This window comes from uncultured Gimesia sp. (assembly GCF_937919775.1).
GTDB lineage: Bacteria > Planctomycetota > Planctomycetia > Planctomycetales > Planctomycetaceae > Gimesia.
This window is the reverse complement of record NZ_CALFPF010000595.1, coordinates 1-3156: the sequence shown is the minus strand read 5'-3', so window position 1 is coordinate 3156 and position 3156 is coordinate 1. Positions and strand designations below refer to the sequence as shown.

The window sequence follows — 3156 nt, the reverse complement described above, 5'->3', positions numbered from 1 at the left end:
TTCCTGCAGGGATGGATTGCCGCGTTTGCGATGGTTTGTTTTATTCTCGGTGCGATCTGTTTAGCCTATCGATATGTGAAGCAAGCTGCTTGAAATTGTTTGCCTGTCTGTAGTATCTTGCAGGAATGTGTTTGAAGATAAATTCCTCTCCCACTCTCAGAGGCAATCATGGGAACGAAAATTACCTGGCTGGGACACTCCGCCTTTCAAATTGAAACCGCAGGCAAAATGATTCTGCTGGACCCGTTTCTAACGGGGAACCCGAGCGCAGCCATTTCTGCGAATGCAGTGTCGGCAGATGTCATTATCATCAGTCATGGGCACGGTGATCATGTCGGCGATACGGTCGAGATTGCCAACAGAACCAATGCACTCGTGATTGCCAATTTTGAGATCATTGAATGGCTGGGAAAACAGGGCGTGGAAAATGTGCATCCGCAGCATATCGGGGGCGCACATCAATATGACTTTGGAACCGTGAAACTCACGATCGCCCATCATGGTTCCATGCTTCCCGATGGCAGCAATGGGGGCAATCCTTGTGGAATTCTATTGAAATTGGAAGACGGAACGATTTACTTCGCCGCAGACACTGGCCTGTTTTATGATATGTCTTTGATTGGCGAGGAAGGTGTGGATGTCGCGATCTTGCCGATAGGTGATAACTTTACGATGGGGCCTGAAGACTCGGTACGGGCAACCAAGCTGATATCTCCGAAACGTGTGATTCCCACGCACTACAATACCTGGCCTCTGATTGCGCAGGATGCAGCAGCGTGGGCTGAATCGATTCGGCAACAGACAACAGCAGAGCCGGTTGTATTGAAGCCGGGCGAATCCTGTCAGCTCTGAGTTTCATGAGTTTCGCTTTCTTCGGCAGGGAGATCCAGCCCGACCTGTATCTCATCCCCTTCGATCCGTATCGGATACACGGGAACCTGCAGTTTGGATCTGGGGTTGTCGAGCCAGGTTCCTTCTTTGATGCAGAACCGCCAGGCATGCCAGGGACAGGTAACGGCGCCTTGTTCGTCCACGTAGCCTGTAGAGAGCGGGGCTCCCTGATGCGGGCAGAAGTCATTGATGGCAGTGTAATTTCCCTCATTCAGGAATACGGCAATCATCAGTCCTTCCACATGGAATGCACGGCCTTCCCCTTCAGGAATGTCTCCGACTTTGGCAATCGAATGATATGTGAGCACAGAAACGCTTTCGTTGATTAATCCTGGTAATGCCCTGGTTGGGCTGCTTGACGTATCTTTGACAACTTGCGAATTAAATCACCCATTTGCTGGCGATTGATTTTTTTCGTTTTCGAGAGTTTCGCTGCCTGCTTCAGGAAGGCTTTGATTTGTTGCGGGTCTTCCTGCAGCCGCCGGGCGATCGGATTGATCACCCGGTGCTCTTCTCCCCGAAAGTGTCTGAGATGTAATTCCGTAAAGAGCTGTTTGACATAGGCGTAGAGTAAGGCACGTCCATTTCCGTTTTTATAGTGTAAATTCCCGACATTGTCAGTGTGAGACACAATGTTATGCCGGGGAAGTATGTGGGACGAAAGGATCGGGCCGAACCGCGTACTGCGCCACCAGCCAAATACCAGCAGGGTAATCAGGAGCTGGATCGTCAATGGTCGAAAAGTGGGATCAATTAATAATGCCACCACTTTTGAGGTCCCCGAGGCATTCAGCGATTCATCAACAATGACATAATCAGTCGCTCCGGCAGATTCAATCAGCCGATAGGCGGGAACGCTTCCGCCGTCAATCATGGATTGGTTCGAAAAGATTCTTGACGAAGCAGCGACGACAATCTCGCCAGAACCGTGTTCCAAACGTATTGCCTGTTTTGTTTCTCCCAAGGAAATAAGTACCTGCCCGGTTTTTGATTCCACCCGGGCATTCGTTTCCCAGACTATGGAGGAGGCATCAGGGAATACCGTTGTCGCCTGACCGTCCAGTAAACTATGTGGTTTTTTTGCTGAGAACGAGATGCGACTCTCATTCTTTTTTTCTTTTCCCGACTCCGCGCGGGGAATATTTACCCGTTCGGTTTCATCGAGATAAGTCACGCTGATTCCCAATGATTCGATTTCAAATTCCGGGTGTTCATGATTAGCGGAAATAATCAGATGTCCCCCTTCTTCCACCCATGCAAGCAGCGAAGCCCATTCCAGCGGACTGGGATATCTGGCCGGTCCCAAGAGACACATCAAATCCTCATTGTCCAGAGATTGGTTGAGTACCGTTAATGGGATGCGGTTCCGTTCAGCGCCGAATGTTTCCTGCTCCAGCAACAGGTAGAACACTTTTTTTCCACTGGCGGAGGAACTATACGAATCATCGAGCGCTCCGGTACCAAAATCCGGGAACCAGAGATGGAGAGGGAGTAAGGCACAGAGGAAAAACAGCCAGATCCAGCCGGCGTTCCTGCGTTCACGCTTTTTTCTGGAAGGCTGCTTCATAATGACGGAGTGTACTTTCAAAGTGTTCTCTGGTGGCTTCCCGGCGGCCGAACCCCAGTGGTTCATACGTTCGAATCATTTGACGAAATGAATCGCCGGGCAAACCGTGGGGGCGCGCTGCACGGAGGTAATCCCGATAGGTCAGGCCTTTTTGAAAACGAATCCAGCCCGATCGTTCAATAAAACTCATTGAGCCGTATAACAACTGAATGATGGCATTCTGGTAGTCCCCGATTTGGGCTAACGCTTTTGCCCTCTGGAGATAGGTTGCTGCCTCGCTTTCTGCAGGTGAAGCAATCTGTTCCAGTGTCATTTCGCCTTGCAATTCCTCACGATGGGTTTTGTCGTTGAATATTCGTATATGCTTGAAGCCTGTCAGTGATTTATAGAGTAAATACAATATCAAACCGCAGGCACAGGCAATCAGGGTGTAGGACAATGCCAGAATTACGATTCCTGCAAAAGCGGAAAGAGCGAATTTGTTGTTAGACGTTTCTTGTTTGGATTGTTCTTTGAGCAGATCTTCCAGATCAAAGGGTGAATCCGAGGTGATCTGGCGCTCTCGCGTCAGATGCCGAAATTCGGGGCGCTGGAGAATCTGCTTCGTATCCTGTTCGATCATTACCCGGTCGGGGGATGATATATCAAAAGGTTCGGTCTCCGTTGTCTGTGAAAATACGGTCTCTGTAACCAGAGAC

General features: G+C 49.8%; 4 protein-coding genes. 1 reads left to right on the top strand and 3 read right to left on the bottom strand.

Going from position 1 to position 3156, the window contains the following annotated elements:
- Positions 1-168: 168 nt before the first annotated feature.
- Complete coding sequence (locus Q0294_RS17220) at positions 169-852, top strand: metal-dependent hydrolase (protein WP_299467933.1); 684 nt, start codon at positions 169-171, stop codon at positions 850-852.
- Here the strand turns inward: Q0294_RS17220 and Q0294_RS17215 are convergent.
- From Q0294_RS17215 to Q0294_RS17205, 3 genes are all read right to left on the bottom strand, one after another.
- A complete protein-coding gene (locus Q0294_RS17215; protein ID WP_299467931.1) occupies positions 843-1199 on the bottom strand; it encodes a Rieske (2Fe-2S) protein in 357 nt (118 codons plus the stop codon). The two genes, Q0294_RS17220 and Q0294_RS17215, sit on opposite strands and share 10 nt — an antisense overlap.
- A 17-nt stretch (positions 1200-1216) precedes the next feature.
- The gene (locus Q0294_RS17210) at positions 1217-2479 is read right to left on the bottom strand and encodes a DUF4350 domain-containing protein (protein ID WP_299467929.1); all 1263 of its coding nucleotides are present in this window, start codon (positions 2477-2479) and stop codon (positions 1217-1219) included.
- On the bottom strand, positions 2430-3156 hold a 727-nt coding region (locus Q0294_RS17205; protein ID WP_299467927.1), incomplete at its 5' end, for a DUF4129 domain-containing protein. The genes Q0294_RS17210 and Q0294_RS17205, both read right to left, overlap by 50 nt.

Excerpts from the sequence above, each read along its gene's own strand:
- Q0294_RS17220 (WP_299467933.1), top strand. The coding sequence starts at position 169 with ATGGGAACGAAAATTACCTGGCTGGGACACTCCGCCTTTCAAATTGAA.